We start from the raw sequence: 1164 nt of genomic DNA, 5'->3' as shown, positions 1-1164 counted from the left end.
ATAAGGCTTCCTGCGTTTGATTTTTCTGCACTTATCGCGCATATTAGTGTTGGACATTTCGAATAATAAGCGGCGAAAAAAAGGTGAAGTTTAAGAGATTAATTCAGTTTTGCTTCTTTAAGCTTTTCCGTGTGAGTGAAAGTCACCATTGGAATCATGGAAAGATTGGCCATGACCAAGGTCATCAAAATCAAGGTGTACTGGTATCGCGTGTGCAGTTGTGGCCATCATCGTGAACCCTGCAGATGTTACTGCGCCTATTGCTGCGATGATTGCAACTATTGCAAGGCACTTTGTTTTCATTGTAGCATAGTGAAAGTAGGTTTAGATAAGTGTTATTAGAGAAAAAAATATTGCAATACCCTTAATCAGTAAATTTCTTTCTCATATAATGTATTTTTGTTCCACGAAGTGCGAACTCTACTTGTGTTTTCTTTTATACTATGATCACAAACTTTCCCAAGAATTTATTCTGGAAAACTGGAAATACTATATTTCCTCTAAAGCTAATAATATTATGATATTGACAATCTATTGCTCCAGATATTGGCAAGAGAATATCAAAATAGTTTGAAACTTGGAACACGAGATGAAGAATATTAATTCGTGATCATGATAATGTAATTACTCACTCGTCACAATGCAAAGCGTCATGGGAATGGTAGTACGAAACGTGTTGGGTCCTTATATGAGCATTCTGATGATCCATAGGTAGGAATTAGTAAATGAACAATTGATTAAGGATTAGATGTAGAGGTGCCAAACTCTCGACCTTGTGAGTTACGATAGAGAGTATGATGGCGGCAGCAGTAGGAGATTCAAAGGTCTCCAGGGCCAAAACCAGTGGAATTAGGGAAAGAATGAGGTAGAAAAGGTGGCAGTGTAGCAAGGGTTCAGGGTTTTATTGTGTTTGAAAAGTGGAAAAGCTGGGCAAAAAGTTAAGGTTAAAATCGATCAGGTTGGAAATAGATTCGCTAAAGCTACAATTGTGGGTTAGGTGCGTATTATTAGATGGACCTCGTACTGACAACACTTCGGGTAGGTTTCTAGGGTCCAAGGATGTACGAACTCTTCAGGTTTGATTGGACCACTTTTTCATCCATTGAAGTAGATTGATGACGGATTCTACTAATTCCTGTCCCTTCTTGGTCAATCGATATTCTA

The 1164-nt window shown here is 38.1% G+C and carries 2 protein-coding genes; both read right to left on the bottom strand.

The window, feature by feature from the left end; genetic code table 11:
• Positions 1-117 precede the first annotated feature (117 nt).
• A complete protein-coding gene (locus DYY65_RS07755; RefSeq protein ID WP_162477401.1) occupies positions 118-303 on the bottom strand; it encodes a hypothetical protein in 186 nt (61 codons plus the stop codon).
• Positions 304-1072: 769 nt separating this feature from the next.
• The gene (locus DYY65_RS07750) at positions 1073-1153 is read right to left on the bottom strand and encodes a hypothetical protein (protein WP_236561730.1); all 81 of its coding nucleotides are present in this window, start codon (positions 1151-1153) and stop codon (positions 1073-1075) included.
• Positions 1154-1164 lie beyond the last annotated feature (11 nt).

Source organism: Nitrososphaera sp. AFS (assembly GCF_009898475.1).
Taxonomy (GTDB): domain Archaea; phylum Thermoproteota; class Nitrososphaeria; order Nitrososphaerales; family Nitrososphaeraceae; genus Nitrosopolaris.
This window is presented reverse-complemented; position numbering and strand designations above follow the sequence as displayed.